General features: G+C 65.1%; 16 protein-coding genes. 7 read left to right on the top strand and 9 right to left on the bottom strand.

The window, feature by feature from the left end:
• Window positions 1–4: 4 nt before the first annotated feature.
• Window positions 5–1,219 (bottom strand): ABC transporter substrate-binding protein, encoded by a 1,215-nt coding sequence (locus tag HAP40_RS31350; RefSeq protein ID WP_166813981.1) that lies wholly within the window; start codon window positions 1,217–1,219, stop codon window positions 5–7.
• A 483-nt stretch (window positions 1,220–1,702) separates the two neighbouring features.
• Here HAP40_RS31350 and HAP40_RS31345 point away from each other — a divergent pair, with 483 nt between their 5' ends.
• The 6 genes from HAP40_RS31345 to HAP40_RS31320 all read left to right on the top strand — a co-directional run bounded on the left by HAP40_RS31345 (window position 1,703) and on the right by HAP40_RS31320 (window position 7,317).
• The gene (locus HAP40_RS31345; RefSeq protein ID WP_166813983.1) at window positions 1,703–3,004 is read left to right on the top strand and encodes an MFS transporter; all 1,302 of its coding nucleotides are present in this window, start codon (window positions 1,703–1,705) and stop codon (window positions 3,002–3,004) included.
• A gap of 160 nt (window positions 3,005–3,164) precedes the next feature.
• The gene (locus tag HAP40_RS31340) at window positions 3,165–4,136 is read left to right on the top strand and encodes a Bug family tripartite tricarboxylate transporter substrate binding protein (RefSeq protein ID WP_166813985.1); all 972 of its coding nucleotides are present in this window, start codon (window positions 3,165–3,167) and stop codon (window positions 4,134–4,136) included.
• Window positions 4,137–4,153: 17 nt separating this feature from the next.
• A complete protein-coding gene (locus tag HAP40_RS31335) occupies window positions 4,154–4,942 on the top strand; it encodes an SDR family oxidoreductase (protein WP_166813987.1) in 789 nt (262 codons plus the stop codon).
• Complete coding sequence (locus HAP40_RS31330) at window positions 4,942–5,760, top strand: alpha/beta fold hydrolase (protein WP_166813989.1); 819 nt, start codon at window positions 4,942–4,944, stop codon at window positions 5,758–5,760. Before HAP40_RS31335 ends, HAP40_RS31330 begins: the two co-directional genes overlap by 1 nt.
• A gap of 84 nt (window positions 5,761–5,844) precedes the next feature.
• On the top strand, window positions 5,845–6,636 hold the full coding sequence (locus HAP40_RS31325) for a fumarylacetoacetate hydrolase family protein (RefSeq protein WP_166813991.1): 792 nt from the start codon (window positions 5,845–5,847) through the stop codon (window positions 6,634–6,636).
• A gap of 255 nt (window positions 6,637–6,891) precedes the next feature.
• Complete coding sequence (locus HAP40_RS31320; protein WP_166813993.1) at window positions 6,892–7,317, top strand: hypothetical protein; 426 nt, start codon at window positions 6,892–6,894, stop codon at window positions 7,315–7,317.
• A 100-nt stretch (window positions 7,318–7,417) separates the two neighbouring features.
• Here HAP40_RS31320 and HAP40_RS31315 read toward each other — a convergent pair whose 3' ends face one another.
• Both HAP40_RS31315 and HAP40_RS31310 read right to left on the bottom strand, forming a co-directional pair.
• Window positions 7,418–8,269: an HpcH/HpaI aldolase/citrate lyase family protein gene (locus HAP40_RS31315; protein ID WP_166813995.1), complete on the bottom strand. Its 852-nt coding sequence runs from the start codon at window positions 8,267–8,269 to the stop codon at window positions 7,418–7,420.
• A complete protein-coding gene (locus HAP40_RS31310) occupies window positions 8,269–8,721 on the bottom strand; it encodes a MaoC family dehydratase (protein ID WP_166813997.1) in 453 nt (150 codons plus the stop codon). The genes HAP40_RS31315 and HAP40_RS31310 overlap by 1 nt, the downstream gene beginning before the upstream one ends.
• A gap of 283 nt (window positions 8,722–9,004) precedes the next feature.
• Here HAP40_RS31310 and HAP40_RS31305 point away from each other — a divergent pair, with 283 nt between their 5' ends.
• Complete coding sequence (locus tag HAP40_RS31305) at window positions 9,005–10,171, top strand: acyl-CoA dehydrogenase family protein (RefSeq protein WP_166813999.1); 1,167 nt, start codon at window positions 9,005–9,007, stop codon at window positions 10,169–10,171.
• Between the two features lie 33 nt (window positions 10,172–10,204).
• Here HAP40_RS31305 and HAP40_RS31300 read toward each other — a convergent pair whose 3' ends face one another.
• The 6 genes from HAP40_RS31300 to HAP40_RS31275 form a co-directional block, all read right to left on the bottom strand.
• Window positions 10,205–11,779, bottom strand: a complete 1,575-nt coding sequence (locus HAP40_RS31300) for an AMP-binding protein (protein ID WP_166814001.1) — start codon at window positions 11,777–11,779, stop codon at window positions 10,205–10,207.
• 33 nt (window positions 11,780–11,812) lie between these two features.
• Complete coding sequence (gene upp, locus HAP40_RS31295; RefSeq protein ID WP_008560080.1) at window positions 11,813–12,448, bottom strand: uracil phosphoribosyltransferase; 636 nt, start codon at window positions 12,446–12,448, stop codon at window positions 11,813–11,815.
• Window positions 12,449–12,597: 149 nt separating this feature from the next.
• Window positions 12,598–12,726: a hypothetical protein gene (locus HAP40_RS31290; RefSeq protein WP_256380457.1), complete on the bottom strand. Its 129-nt coding sequence runs from the start codon at window positions 12,724–12,726 to the stop codon at window positions 12,598–12,600.
• A 90-nt stretch (window positions 12,727–12,816) separates the two neighbouring features.
• Entirely contained in the window at window positions 12,817–13,008 is a 192-nt protein-coding gene (locus HAP40_RS31285) for a hypothetical protein (RefSeq protein WP_246741238.1), read from the bottom strand.
• Window positions 13,009–13,053: 45 nt separating this feature from the next.
• Window positions 13,054–13,245 (bottom strand): hypothetical protein, encoded by a 192-nt coding sequence (locus HAP40_RS31280; protein WP_166814005.1) that lies wholly within the window; start codon window positions 13,243–13,245, stop codon window positions 13,054–13,056.
• Window positions 13,246–13,355: 110 nt separating this feature from the next.
• Window positions 13,356–13,745, bottom strand: a complete 390-nt coding sequence (locus tag HAP40_RS31275; protein ID WP_166814007.1) for a hypothetical protein — start codon at window positions 13,743–13,745, stop codon at window positions 13,356–13,358.
• Window positions 13,746–13,765: the final 20 nt, after the last annotated feature.

Below are 13,765 nucleotides of genomic sequence, written 5' to 3'. Positions count from 1 at the left end.
CACCTCACTTCTTCAAGAGCGGGCATTTGGATTCGGAGACCGGGCGGAAGGCGTCCTCGCCCTTCACGGTCTTGACGATCTCCAGATAATCCCACGGCTCCTTCGACTGCTCCGGCTTCTTCACCTTGGCAAGATACATGTCGCGGATGACGCGGCCGTCCTCGCGCAACTTGCCGCCATGGACGAATGTATCCTCGATCGGCAGCTCGCGCATCTTGGCCATCACCTTGGCGGACTCGTCGGTGCCGGCGGCCTTGATGGCCTTGAGATAATGCAGCACCGAACCGTACACGCCGGTCTGGATCATGGTGGGCATCACCTTGGTGCGCTCGTAGAACTTCTTCGACCAGGCACGCGTCGCCTCGTCCATGGCCCAGTAGGAGGCCGTGGTCATGTAGGTGCCCTGTGCGGCCTTGAGGCCGATCGCGTGCACGTCGGTGTCGAACATCAACAGGCCGACCAGCTTCTGGCCGCCCTGGACGAGGCCGAACTCGCCGGACTGCTTGATGGCGTTGTCGGTGTCCTGGCCGGCATTGGCGAAGGCGACCACGTCGGACTTCGAGCTCTGCGCCTGGAGCGCGAAGGAGGAGAAGTCCGCGGTGTTGGTCGGGTGCTTGACGCCGCCGAGCACCTTGCCGCCCATCTCGTTGATGAAGCGCGTTGCATCCTTCTCGAGCTGCTGGCCGAAGGCGTAGTCGGCGGTGATGAAGTACCAGGACTTGCCGCCTTCCTTGATCACGGCGGAGGCCGTCACTTTCGACAGCGCATAGGTGTCGTAGGTGAAATGCACGGTGTTCGGGCTGCACAGCTCGTCGGTGAGCGAGCTCGCGCCGGGGCCGGAGAGCAGGGCAACCTTGCCGCGCTCGCGCACCATGTTGTGGACGGCGATCGCGATGCCGGAATTGGGGATGTCGACGACGGCGTCGACCTTGCCGTTGTCGAACCAGCCGCGCACGATCTGCACGCCGACGTCGGTCTTCATCTGGTGGTCGGCGCTGATGATCTCGATCGGCTTGCCGAGCACGGTCGGCCCGAACTCCTCCACCGCCATCTTTGCGGCTTCGACCGAGCCCGGCCCGCTATTGTCGCGACCCCAGCTCGACAGATCGGTCAGTACGCCGATCCGCACCGCGTCGTCGGAGACTTGCGCAGTCGCTGATGAAATCATGGCTGTCGAAGTCATGGCCGCGAGCATGGCGCAGGCCAGAAGCCCTTTCATTGTCGTTCCCTCTCATACTGGCCGCTTGGCACGGCGGGTTATTCTGAGGGCAAATTAGATATTGGCAAACTAGTTTGTCAATGGCGAATAGCGCGAGACGAGGGGGTTCCGTCGCCGCCGAGACGATTTCGCGAAATATGCGCAACTGCCTCAACGCCCGTCATTGCGCGCGCAGCGAAGCAATCCAGAATGTTTCCGCAGAGACAGTCCGGATTGCTTCGTCGCAAGGGCTCCTCGCAATGACGGGTGCGGAAGCACCGGCACTCAACACTCTCGTGTCCCGGACGCGCTGCAGCGCTCTTGCGCTGCTGCGCAGAGCCGGGACCCATGCCGCACGGACCGCTCGGCGAAATGGGCTCCGGCTCTGCAGCGCATCACGTCGTGCTGCGCAGCGTCCGGGGCACGAGAGCGAACAATTGCCCTCGCAGGTTGCAACCGTCATCACGATTGGCCATGATGCCATCCGTAGTTTTGGGGCAGGGCATGACGGCAGCAATTGGGGTCTCCGTTTCAGCGGAGAAATCGACGACGGCGCATGTGGTGTGGGCGAGTGCGCTCGGCACCGCGATCGAATGGTACGACTTCCTGATCTACGGCACCGCCGCGGCGCTCGTCTTCAACAAGCTGTTCTTCCCGAGCTTCGATCCCTTTGTCGGCACGCTCGTGGCGTTCTCGACCTATGCCGTCGGCTTCGTGGCCCGGCCGATCGGAGGCGCGATCATCGGGCATTACGGCGACCGGCTCGGCCGCAAGACCATGCTGGTCGCGACCATGATCGCGATGGGGCTCGGCACGTTCCTGATCGGCTGCTTGCCAACCTATGACCAGATCGGCATCTGGGCGCCGATCCTGCTCGTCTGCCTGCGCTTCGTCCAGGGCATCGGGCTCGGGGGCGAATGGAGCGGCGCCGTGGTGATGGTGATCGAGCACGCCGGCAACCGCCGCGGCTTCTACGGCAGTCTCGTGCAGATCGGCTTTCCCGTCGGCGTTGCCGCTTCCACCGGCATCTTCGCGCTGATGACGAAGCTGCCCGAGGCGGATTTCCTCAGCTGGGGCTGGCGCGTCCCGTTCCTGATCAGCATCCTGCTCGTCGGCGTTGGCTTCATCGTGCGGCTCAAGCTCGCCGAGACGCCCCACTTCAAGGATGTGGTCGAGCGCAAGGAGGTGCTGGCGCAGCCGGTGCTCGAGGTGCTGCGCCGCGACTGGCGCAGCTTTCTGCTCGCGATCGGCATCACGGTGTCGGAGGTCGGGCTCGCTTATCTCCTCACCGTCTTCACGGTGGTCTATGCGACGACGAAGCTCGGACTGCCGCGACAGGTGATCCTGGATGCGGTGGTCTATGCCGCCATCGTCGAGTTCGCGACGCTGCCGCTCGCCGGCTGGATGTCCGACGTCTTCGGCCGCAGGGCGCTGTATCTCGCCGGCGGCGTGTTCTCGGTGGCGCTGGCATTCCCGCTGTTCTGGTTCCTCGACACCAAAGAGCCGGCGCTGATTACGCTCGCGCTCGTCGTCACGATGACGCTGACCCATGCGCTGCTGTTCGGGCCGAAGGCCGCGTTCATGCCGGAGCTGTTCCGCACAAAGGTGCGCTACAGCGGGGCTTCGCTCGGCGCCAACGTCGCGGCGGCGCTCAGCGGCGGGTTCTCGCCGCTGATTGCGGCTGCGCTGCTCGCCTGGGCGGGCTCGTACTGGGCGGTGTCGGTCTACATCATCGCGCTGTCGATCGTCACGATCATCGCCACGCTGCTGGCGCCGGAGACGGCGCGGGACGCGCTGAAGTCCTGAATGCTGTCGTCGAAGTGACATCGATCGCTGGCAGGACGAGAGTCGCCCGCCCGACAGATCGGGTGGAGACGCGAGCGGCTTGACGAAGCCGGACAATTGAGGCCATTGCTGACGGCGTGACTCATCAATCAACAATAAGACCAGCATTGAGGAAGTGCCCATGCGCGGGGTTTGGCGACGCACCTTTCTGGCCGCCTGCGCGGCCGTTCTGTTCTCCGGCTCTGCGGGTGCGCAGGACTACCCCTCCCGTCCCGTCAAGATCATCGTGCCGTTCCCGGCCGGCGGGTCCAACGACATCATTGCCCGCATCGTCGCGCAGAAGCTGACCGAGCGGAACGGCCAGACCTTCCTGGTGGAGAACCGCGGCGGCGCCGGCGGCAATATCGGTGCCGAGACGGTCGCGACCGCCGAACCCGATGGCTACACCCTGCTGCTGACCGCGCCGCCGCCGCTGACCATCAACGGCTCCCTCTACAAGAAGCTGCCGTTCGATCCCGCAAAAGCCTTTGCGCCGGTGGCGCTGATCGCCTCCGTGCCGATCGTCCTGGTCGTCAATCCCTCGGTGCCGGCCAAGAACGTCGGTGAACTGATTGCGCTTGCCAAGGCCAAGCCGGGGACGTTGAATTTCGGCTCGTCCGGCATCGGCTCGACCAATCATCTCGCCGGCGAGCTGCTCAAGAGCATGGCCGGCATCGATATCGTTCACGTGCCTTATCGTGGCGCTGCGCCGGCGATGAACGATCTGCTCGCGGGTCAGATTCCCTTCATGTTCGACAACATGCCGGCGGTGCTGCCGCAGGTGCAGGGCAAGGCCATCAACGCGATCGCCGTCGCGGGCGCAAGACGCGCGGAGGCCCTGCCCGACGTGCCTGTTGTCGCGGAGACCATCCCGGGCTTCGAGGCCTCCTCCTGGTTCGGACTGGTGGCGCCGGCCAAAACGCCTCGGCCCGCGCTTGCCAAGCTGAGCGGTGAGCTCGAAGCCATCTTGAAGATGGCTGACGTCAAGAAGCGGCTTGCCGAGCTTGGGGCCGAGCCCGGCACCGTGTTCGGGGAAGCATTCGGTCAGTTCATGACGGACGAAACCGCGAAGTGGGGCAAGATCATCAAGGCTTCCGGCGCCACCGTCGATTAATGGGTTAGGGCAGCGTCATGGATCTGAATCTGAGCGACAAGGTTGCCGTCATCACCGGCGGCAGCATCGGCATCGGCCGTGCCATCGCCGCCGAGCTGGCACGCGAGCAGGCGCATGTCGTGATCGTCGCGCGCGACGCCGAACGGCTTGCGGCGTCGGCGCGGGACATGTCGCGGGATACGGGACGGCGCGTGATCGCCTGTGCCGGCGACATGACCAGGCCCGACGACATCGCGCGCGCGATGGATACGGCGCGCGAGGCTTTCGGCCGCGTCGACATCCTGGTCAACAATGCCGGCGCCTCGCCAATGGGCCGGATCGCGGACACGCCGGATGCGACCTGGGCCAAGTCGATCGAGCTGAAGCTGCTCGGCTACATGCGCTGCGCCCGCAATGTCCTGCCGGGCATGCGTGACCGGCGCTGGGGCCGCGTCATCAACATCATCGGCCGCAGCGGGCACCAGCCGCGTGCGGCCTACATGGCAGGCGGTGCGGTCAATGCGGCGCTGCTGAACTTCACGCTGGCGCTGGCCGAGGAATGCGCGCCGGACAATGTGCTGGTCACGGGCGTCAATCCCGGACCGGTGCAGACCGATCGCTGGGACAGCCTGATCTCGCAGGGCGCGGCAATCTCGGGTCAGGATCAGGGCGCGACCAATGCCACCGCGATCGCCTCGGTTCCGCTCGGCCGGGTCGGGCAGCCGCACGAGGTGTCCGGCCTCGTCGCGTTCCTCTGTTCAGACCGCGCATCCTTCATTACTGGTACCTGCATCAATGTCGACGGTGGTGGGACGAGGTGCATCTGATGGCTAGCGAACTGCGGAAGATCGGTGTCAGCGAGGATTGCGAGCTTGCCGTTCGCATCGACGATTATCTGCTGCCATGGGATACCAAGCCGCCGGTCGTGCTGCTGCACGGGCTCGCCGAGAGCGGCGAGGCGTTCCGGCGCTGGGTGCCTTACTTCGCCACGCATCATCTGGTGGTGCGCCCCGATCTTCGCGGCTACGGCGATTCGACGCCGATGCAGGGCACCTATGCCTATCGTTTCGCCGGACTTGGCGACGACATCATCCGCGTGCTCGACGCGCTGAAGCTCGACCGCGTGTTCCTGATCGGCGGCAAGATCGGCGGGACGCTGGCGATGCATCTGACGGCAAAGCATCCGGATCGTGTGATCGCGGTCGCCGCGGTCGGTGCGCCGGCGTCGCTGACCTCGTTCAACGAGCGGGCGCCGACCTGGCGCAAGCAGATCCGCGAGCAGGGCGTCGAGGCCTGGGTGCGCGAGACCACGGCCGGCCGGCTCGGCTCGTCGCTGCCGCCGGAAGCGCTCGACTGGTGGATCAAGCTGATGTCAAAGACCAAGGCCTCGACGCTGGAGGCGTTCCTCCAGATGGTGCCGACGGTCGATGTCACCGGCGAGCTTCCTTCGATCAAGCGTCCGGCGCTGGTGATCACCACGACCGGCTCGGGGCTCGGTGACGTTGCCTCCGTGAAGGCGTGGCAGGAGACGATCCCGGGCTCGAAGCTGGAAGTGCTGCCCGGCGATTCCTATCACGTCGCCGCCACCGACCCGGACGTCTGCGCGCAGAAGGTTCGTGCGTTCTTCGATCGCATCGCGACCTGAGGCGTAAGGGCCGACATTTGCCGGCCCTTCGTTTGGTTCTAAGACATGCGTCCGGCAAGAAACGAAAACCAGGGAGTGAAGCCAATGACAAAAACCACGCGACGAAGCATGCTCACGGCCGCAGCGGCGGTGACGGCGGCGGGCCTCGCCGACGCTGTTCCCGCTGCCGCGCAGGCCGGACCCAAGCCGCTCTTTCCGGTGCCGATGGTGACGATTCCGATCGTCGGCGAGGCCGAGGTGTTTCAGGTGCGCCGCATCTACTGCATCGGGCGCAATTATGCCGCGCATGCGATCGAGCGCGGCTCGGATCCGAACCGCGAGCCGCCGTTCTTCTTCCAGAAACCGACCGACGCGATCCAGAACGTCGCGATCGGACAGGTCGCCGAGCATCCCTATCCGTCGCTGACCAAGAACTATCATCACGAGGTCGAGCTGGTCGCCGCGCTCAAATCCGGCGGCACCAATATCCCGGTCGAGAAGGCGCTCGATCATGTCTACGGCTACGCGCTCGGCCTCGACATGACCCGGCGCGATCTCCAGAACGGCATGGCCGCGGAGAAGAAGCCCTGGGAGATCGGCAAGAGCTTCGATCACGCCGCCGTGCTCGGCCCGATTCACCCGGCAAGCAAGACCGGACATTTCGAGAAGGGCGCGATCTCGCTGGCGATCAACGGAACGGTCAAGCAGAACTCCGACCTCAGCAAGATGATCTGGAGCGTCGCCGAGCAGATCGCAAAGCTGTCGGACGCGTTCGAGCTCAAAGCTGGCGACATCATCTATTCCGGCACGCCGGAGAATGTCGGCCCGGTGGTGAAGGGCGACGTGCTGTTGTGTAAGCTCGAGGGCCTGCCGGACATGTCGATCAAGATCGTCTAGCGCATGATCCGGAAAAGCGTGCAGCGGTTTTCCGGAAAGATCATGCTCAAACAACAAGCTAAAGCGCGATGACGATTCATTCTGATCGCATCGCGCATTAGGAGTTGGTCGGCCGGCCTCTGCGGGAGCCCGATCGGCGGGCGGATATCGTCAACTGCCGAAGTTCCATCGGTCGATTGCCCTGCGATGGGCCATATAGCAACGTGGTGCCGCCATATTTGAGCGAGAGTGATCTTCCGTGAGGGAGGCACTCCGATGCACAAGGCTCTGATCACCGCTATTGCAATACTGGCTTGTGTGCCGGCAAGCGCGCTTGCGCAGGAGCGCGCGGGCTCGGCAGCGCTCGGTGCCTTGTCCGGAGCGGTCGTGCTTGGCCCGGTCGGAGCCGTTGCCGGGGCCTTGGTCGGCTACACCGCCGGACCCTCGATCGCCCGGTCCTGGGGCTTGAGAGGCTCGCAATCGGCAAGACACCGCCAGCCACCGCGTCGCGCGGCCGCGACCCGCGTCCCACCGCGCACGCGCGAGGCAATGAATGCCAACGGCCAAATGCGAGCGGCCGGCAATCCGCCGGCGGTTCAGGCCGCGCCCGTGCAAGCCGCACCCGTCCAGGCCACACCCGTTCAGGCCACGCCTGCCGCCCCCGCGCAAGCCGCGACGCCGCCGGTTCAGGGATTCGACTGACGCCTCAGCTTCAGTCCGCCGCCTTCGGCCGCAGCCGATCGATGTCCGTGCAATTGGCGCTGCGACGACGATCGATTATGGCGAGGCTTGCGTCCCGATCTCAGGGTTGACCCAGGATTTTCCTGGCGGCGCTTAGATGCGGCTTGTCGATCATCTGGCCGTCGAGCCGCAGCGTGCCGGAATTGGGATTGCTTGCGAATGCGGCGATCACCTTCTCGGCCCATATGCGTTCGGCGTCGGTCGGCGCGAACGCCGCGTTGACGATATCGACATGCTTGGGATGGATCAGCGCCTTGGCCGAAAAGCCGTCGCGCCGTGCCGCGCGTGTTTCGGCTTCGAGCCCTGAGAGATTGTCGATGTCGGTATAGACGGTATCGATCGGCGCAACCTCGGCCGCGGCCGCCGCCATCAGGCAGAGATCGCGCGCAAGGCGATACGGGCTGTGGAATACACCGCCCGAGGCCTTTTCGGTGGCGCCGAGCGAAGCCGACAGATCCTCCGCGCCCCACATCAGGCCGGCGAGGCGAGGGGAGCATCCCTTGTAGCTGCCGAGGCCGAAGATCGAGCCCGCGGTCTCGGTCGCGACGCAGACGATGCGCGTCGCGCCGGCGGTGATGCCGGACGCCGCCTCGAACGCTTCCAGCCAGGTCGCGACTCGCCGCACATCGTCGCCGCCTTGCGATTTCGGCAGCACGATGCCGTCGGGTTTGCCCGGCATCACCGCGGCGAGATCGGCGAGCGTCATGCCGGCGTCGAGCGCGTTGACGCGGACATAGAGCTGGTGCGGTCCGCGAGAGCCCTTCAGCATCGTCAGCGTCGACCCGCGCGCTTCCTGCTTCTTCTCCGCGACGACGGAATCCTCGAGATCGATGATCAGCGCGTCGGCTCTACCTTCGCGCGCCTTCTCGAATTTGCGCGGGGAGTCGCCCGGCACGAACAGCATCGAACGCATCAGACCGGCCTCTTGTGCATCATCGCCATGCGCCGGCATTTGCCGACGATCTCGTCGTTCTGGTTGAGCGCGTGGTGCTCGAACTCGACGATGCCCGCTTTGGGGCGGGATTTCGAGTCCCGCAACGACAGCACCTTCGTCGTCGCCCGCAAGGTGTCGCCATGGAAGACCGGCTTCGGAAAGGTGACGTCGGTCATGCCGAGATTGGCAACGGTTGTTCCCATGGTCGTATCATAGACCGTCATGCCGATCATGATGCCGAGAGTGTAAAGGCTGTTGAAAATGCGCTGGCCGAACTCGGTCTTTTCGGAGAAATGCGCATCGATGTGCAGCGGCTGCGGATTGAGCGTGAGCAGGCTGAACAGGGTGTTGTCCATCTCCGTGACGGTCCGGGTCAGCGGGTGCCTGAACTCCTGGCCCACGGAAAAGTCCTCGAAATAAAGTCCGGCCATCGCGGTTTCCTCCCTGCGAAATAACGGCGCGCTCTTGGCGTCGCGCCGCATGACGCCATGCATGGTACACACAGTTGACGGACAAATTCACGTATCTGTCCTCAGATTTTCGAGCTAAACAACGCAAACGAGGGTACGTCCGGGCGCAGCAACCGGCCACGACCTTGGAGTGGGGAACGCCAACGGAAGGGGACTGCGCGGTCGCGGCTCCGCTGTCGTTTCCGGCTTGTCTCAAGGATCGGGCATGTGAGCCGCGAGAGGCTCCAGCGAGGGGATCAAGACCATGGATTTCGCGCTCACCGATCAGCAGGAAGCCATTCGCGACGCCATCGCCAAGATCTGCGAAGGCTTTCCCGATGCCTACTGGCTGAAGAAGGATCACGACGGCGGCTTCCCGCACGATTTTCACAAGGCGCTGGCTGACGCGGGCTGGCTCGGCATTTGCGTGCCGGAGGAATATGGCGGCTCCGGGCTCGGCATCACGGAAGCCACGATCATGATGCGCACGATCGCCGAGTCCGGTGCCGGCATGTCAGGCGCCTCGGCGGTGCACATCAACGTGTTCGGGCTCAATCCAGTCGTCGTGTTCGGCACCGAGGAACAGCGCAAGCGCATGCTGCCACCCATGGTCGAAGGCCGCGAGAAGGCGTGCTTCGCCGTCACCGAGCCGAACACCGGCCTCAATACCACGCAGCTCAAGACCCGCGCCGTCGCCAAGAACGACCGCTACATCGTCAACGGGCAGAAGGTGTGGATCTCGACCGCCCAGGTCGCGCACAAGATCCTGCTGCTGGCGCGCACCACGCCGCTGGAGGACGTGCGCTCGCCGACCCACGGCCTCAGCCTGTTCTACACCGACTTCGACCGCAACAAGATCAAGGTCCACGAGATCGAGAAGATGGGCCGCAAGATCGTCGATTCCAACGAGCTGTTTTTCGAGGACTTCGAAATTCCGATGGAGGATCGGATCGGGGAGGAAGGCAAGGGCTTCCAGTACATTCTCGAAGGGATGAACCCCGAGCGCATCCTGATCGCCGCGGAGGCCGTAGGGCTCGGCAAGCTCGCGCTGTCGCGCGCGACCGAATATGCCAAGACGCGCACCGTGTTCAACCGCCCGATCGGCAAGAACCAGGGCATCCAGCATCCGCTCGCGGTGAACTGGGTCGAGCTCGAGGCGGCCTGGCTGATGGTGATGTCGGCGGCCTGGCAATACGACAAGGGCATGCCGTGCGGCGCGGCGGCCAACGCCGCGAAATATCTCGCGGGCGAGGCAGGCTTCTCGGCCTGCGAGCAGGCGGTGATGACCCATGGCGGCTTCGGTTACGCCAAGGAATTCCACGTCGAGCGCTATCTGCGCGAGGTGCTGATCCCGCGCATCGCGCCCGTCAGCCCGCAGCTCGCGCTCAGCTTCATCGCGGAAAAGGTGCTGGGACTCGCGAAGTCGTACTGAACGGCCGTTCCGGCGCGAACCAACAAGGCCGGCCTATTCGGCGGCGATCCGTTCCATCGCCATGGCGCGAAGCCTGGCGCGCTGGATCTTGACGCCGTTGGCACTGTCGGCGACCGGAAAGGCGTCCACGACATAGATCCGCGCCGGCAGCTTGTAGCCGGCGAGCCGCTCGCGCAAATGGGCGGTCAGCGCTTCCTGTCGCGGCGGGTCTCCAGCCGGGATCACGAAGGCGGCGCAACGTGCCTGGCCCTTGAGATCGACCGCGACGACCTGGGCATCGGCCACTCCGGCGCAGGATTTGAGCTCGTCCTCGATTTCGCCGGGTGCAACCAGGAAGCCGCCGAGCCGCATCGCATCGCCCGCGCGGGTCTCGTAGACGAACGAGCCATCGCCGCGCAGCCGGCCGATGTCGCCGGTGCGGAAGAACCCATCGGCGGTGATCGCTTCGCGCGTCGCCTCGGGATTGTTGAAGTAGCCGAGGAAGCGCGACGGTGCGCTGATCTCGATCTCGCCGGAAACGCCGCTGGCGGCAAGCTCGCCGGTCTCGACATCGCGGATGCGGACGTTCGCATCCGCCGACATCGGCCAGCCGCCGCCTTCGATGCGGTCGGCAAAGGCATCGCTGCCGCGGCTCACCGAGAACAGCGCCTGCACCTCGCTCGAACCGTAGAGGCCGAACAGCTTCATGCCGCGGGTCTCCGCCTCCGCTGCCAGCTCGCGCCAGCCGGGCTGGAATGCGGCGAAGCCGCAGACTTCGAGCTTCGGAAACGGACGTGGGGCATCCGTAAGCGCGAGGATGCGGCGGAACATCTCGTCCGAGCCGAAGGAATGCGTGATCCCATGCTCGCCGAGGATCTTCAGGGCCGGCGCTGCCTCGAAGGCGTCGAGCACGTGGATGGTCGCGCCCGCTGCGATGAAGCCGAGCAGGCTCGTCATGCCAAACGTGCCGCAGAACGGCAGCATCGCCAGCAGCGAATGACGCTGCGGGTCAAGCGCGAGCGCCGCGGCGACGGACGCGGCATGCGTGGCCAGCGTCCGCTGCGAATGGGCAACGAGCTTCGGCCCCTTGGTCGTGCCCGACGTCGTGTAGAGCAGGACCGGCAGGTCGATATCGTCCTGAGCCGGCGGTGCGGGCGGATAGGACTGGTCGAAGGCATCGAACCGCACACACGGCCAATGCGCCGGGATCGCATCCGCGCCGACCACCGCAATCTGTTGCAGTGCGGGTACCTCGTCCTTGGCAATCTCGGCAAGGATGGCGGCAAAGTCGATCGAGCGGAACGTTGCCTCGATCACCATCAGCCTGGCGCCGGACACGCGAAGCAGATGCGCGACCTCCGCGCTGCGGTAGCGCGTGTTGACGGCGGCGACGACGGCACCAAGGCGGGCAGCGGCGAACAGCAGCGCGATCCACTCGACCCGGTTGACCAGCCAGACCGCGACGACGTCGCCCTTGCCGACGCCCTGTGCAGCAAGCCAGGCCGCGGTCTGCTCGACCCTGGTCGAAAATTCCGCGCGCGAGACCGCGGTGCCGTCGAACAGGAACGCGGGAGCGGCGGCGGGCTCCGTGCCGATCAGCGACTGCAGCGAAAGTTCGTCGGTACGCATGGCAACCGGAGTAACCCCATCCCGCAAACCTGTCTACTTGGTGCCGAACATCCGGTCGCCGGCATCGCCCAGGCCCGGCACGATGTAGCCGTGGTCGTTGAGCCGCTCATCGATTGCGGCGGTCCAGACCGGGACGTCGGGATGCTCGCTCTGGAACTGCGCGATGCCCTCCGGCGCGGCCAGGAGGCAGACGAAGCGGATGTCGCGGGCGCCGCGCGCCTTGAGCAGGGAAGCGCCGGCGCAGGCCGAGTTGCCGGTCGCCAGCATCGGGTCCATCAGGATCACGGTGCGGTCGGACAAGTCCTGCGGCGCCTTGAAGTAATATTCCACGGCCTGCAACGTCTCGGGGTCGCGGTAGAGCCCGATATGGGCGATGCGCGCCGACGGCATCAGTGCCAGCATGCCGTCGAGGAAGCCGACGCCGGCGCGCAGGATCGGCGCCAGCGTGAGCTTCTTGCCGGCGATCTTGGGTGCCTGCATCGGCGCAATCGGCGTCTCGATGTCGACCAGCTCCAGCGGCAGGTCGCGCGTCACCTCGTAGCCGAGCAGCATCCCGATCTCGTTCAGGATCTCGCGAAAGCTCTTGGTCGAGCGGTCCTTCTCCCGCATCAATGAGAGCTTGTGCTGGACCAGGGGATGGGCGACGACGTTGACGTTGCTGGTGCTCATGAAACCGCTCTACACGGTTCCGTGAAATTGCGCCAGATCAGCCGGGTTCTTTCCGCGGAATACGCCGTCTCAACCCGGCCGGGCGACCGCGCTGCGAGCCCGTTTGCTTGCCTCATAGGCAGTCATGGGCCGATCGCCATACGGACGTCCTAGACGCCGAGCCCCCGTGCGAGGAGGGTGATCACGAGTGTCAGGACGGCACCCCAGATCAGGCTCAGCGTCATGGTCAGGATAGTCGTGGTGATCGCGTGCTCGAGATTTCCCTTGAGGAGCTGCATGCTACTTGTCCGGGGCAGGCGCCGCGCCGATGTGCATGCCGAGCAGCAACGCAGCCACCAACGCAACCAGGATGACGATCTTGAGCTCGATCATGACCGCAGCCTTGCCAGCACGCGTGCGATCCACTGCCTCGCTCCCACGGCCAGTGCGATGAGCGGATTGCCGCGGTTCTCGATGTCGACGTCGATGAAGGAGGCTGGAATGGCCGCGCTCACGACAGCAGGGGCGAGCGGCTCGAGCTCGGGTCGGTGACGGGCGGCCCGAAGGGCGATGGCGGCCATGGCGGCTTCCTCACACATCTGCAAGGTCATGACAGTGGCCCCCGCTCAGGTGTGCAGATGCCAGACGTAGATTGCGGTTCGGAGCGCGATCAGCGCGGTGAGCACGCTGCCCATCGTGAGTACGGTCAGCGCGCCGAGCGCGACGCGCTTGAGTTGGGCCTTGCGAGCTTCCGATATCCGCGCATGGCGATCGGTCCCGTCCAAGGCCCTGCCAAAGCTTTGCGTCAGCATCGACATTTTCGAAGTCCTTGTCCGTGGCGCAGCGGACCGCCGCTACAGCCACCCCCTATGATCATCGTCATGGCGTAGGATTGCGAGATGGACGGCGAAGCCGTCCTATAGGAATGTCATAAAGACGCGGACCGTCGCGCCGGAAGCCCCCTGAAGAGGTCGGGGTTTCGCCTCGGTTTGACCTGGGCCGGTGCCGGGTCCGGAGGTATGGTCCCGATCGCCGCAGCAAAGGCGAGCCGCAGCCGCGGCTCCTCGATCTGCTTGCAGAATCCGTCCAGCGTCGTTTCCGCGTTCTGTTGCTCTCCACTGATTGCCGCACACAATTGGGAGCTGGTTCGCCGGAAAAAGTGCAGCGAATCGCCGGCCTTGCCGCTGAGGCGATCGAGCTCGGTTGCGATAGCCGCAACATTGAGCCTGTCGGAATCGTCCAGCGTGACTGCAAAGCGCAGCAGCGCCAGCTTCCAGGCCCGAAGCAGCCTGTGAGATCCTTCGGTTGACTGAAACATGCGATATCCGGACGGTCTGC

This window comes from Bradyrhizobium sp. 1(2017) (assembly GCF_011602485.2).
GTDB lineage: Bacteria > Pseudomonadota > Alphaproteobacteria > Rhizobiales > Xanthobacteraceae > Bradyrhizobium.
This window is presented reverse-complemented; position numbering and strand designations above follow the sequence as displayed.

Coding starts and splice junctions, on each gene's coding strand:
- HAP40_RS31310 (WP_166813997.1), bottom strand. CDS start 8,721: ATGGCCGGACTTTATTTCGAGGACTTTTCCGTGGGCCAGGAGTTCAGG.
- HAP40_RS31285 (WP_246741238.1), bottom strand. CDS start 13,008: ATGGCCGCCATCGCCCTTCGGGCCGCCCGTCACCGACCCGAGCTCGAG.
- HAP40_RS31315 (WP_166813995.1), bottom strand. CDS start 8,269: ATGCGTTCGATGCTGTTCGTGCCGGGCGACTCCCCGCGCAAATTCGAG.
- HAP40_RS31320 (WP_166813993.1), top strand. CDS start 6,892: ATGCACAAGGCTCTGATCACCGCTATTGCAATACTGGCTTGTGTGCCG.
- HAP40_RS31280 (WP_166814005.1), bottom strand. CDS start 13,245: ATGTCGATGCTGACGCAAAGCTTTGGCAGGGCCTTGGACGGGACCGAT.
- HAP40_RS31350 (WP_166813981.1), bottom strand. CDS start 1,219: ATGAAAGGGCTTCTGGCCTGCGCCATGCTCGCGGCCATGACTTCGACA.
- HAP40_RS31275 (WP_166814007.1), bottom strand. CDS start 13,745: ATGTTTCAGTCAACCGAAGGATCTCACAGGCTGCTTCGGGCCTGGAAG.
- HAP40_RS31300 (WP_166814001.1), bottom strand. CDS start 11,779: ATGCGTACCGACGAACTTTCGCTGCAGTCGCTGATCGGCACGGAGCCC.
- HAP40_RS31290 (WP_256380457.1), bottom strand. CDS start 12,726: ATGCAGCTCCTCAAGGGAAATCTCGAGCACGCGATCACCACGACTATC.
- HAP40_RS31325 (WP_166813991.1), top strand. CDS start 5,845: ATGACAAAAACCACGCGACGAAGCATGCTCACGGCCGCAGCGGCGGTG.
- HAP40_RS31345 (WP_166813983.1), top strand. CDS start 1,703: ATGACGGCAGCAATTGGGGTCTCCGTTTCAGCGGAGAAATCGACGACG.
- HAP40_RS31330 (WP_166813989.1), top strand. CDS start 4,942: ATGGCTAGCGAACTGCGGAAGATCGGTGTCAGCGAGGATTGCGAGCTT.
- HAP40_RS31340 (WP_166813985.1), top strand. CDS start 3,165: ATGCGCGGGGTTTGGCGACGCACCTTTCTGGCCGCCTGCGCGGCCGTT.
- HAP40_RS31305 (WP_166813999.1), top strand. CDS start 9,005: ATGGATTTCGCGCTCACCGATCAGCAGGAAGCCATTCGCGACGCCATC.
- upp (WP_008560080.1), bottom strand. CDS start 12,448: ATGAGCACCAGCAACGTCAACGTCGTCGCCCATCCCCTGGTCCAGCAC.
- HAP40_RS31335 (WP_166813987.1), top strand. CDS start 4,154: ATGGATCTGAATCTGAGCGACAAGGTTGCCGTCATCACCGGCGGCAGC.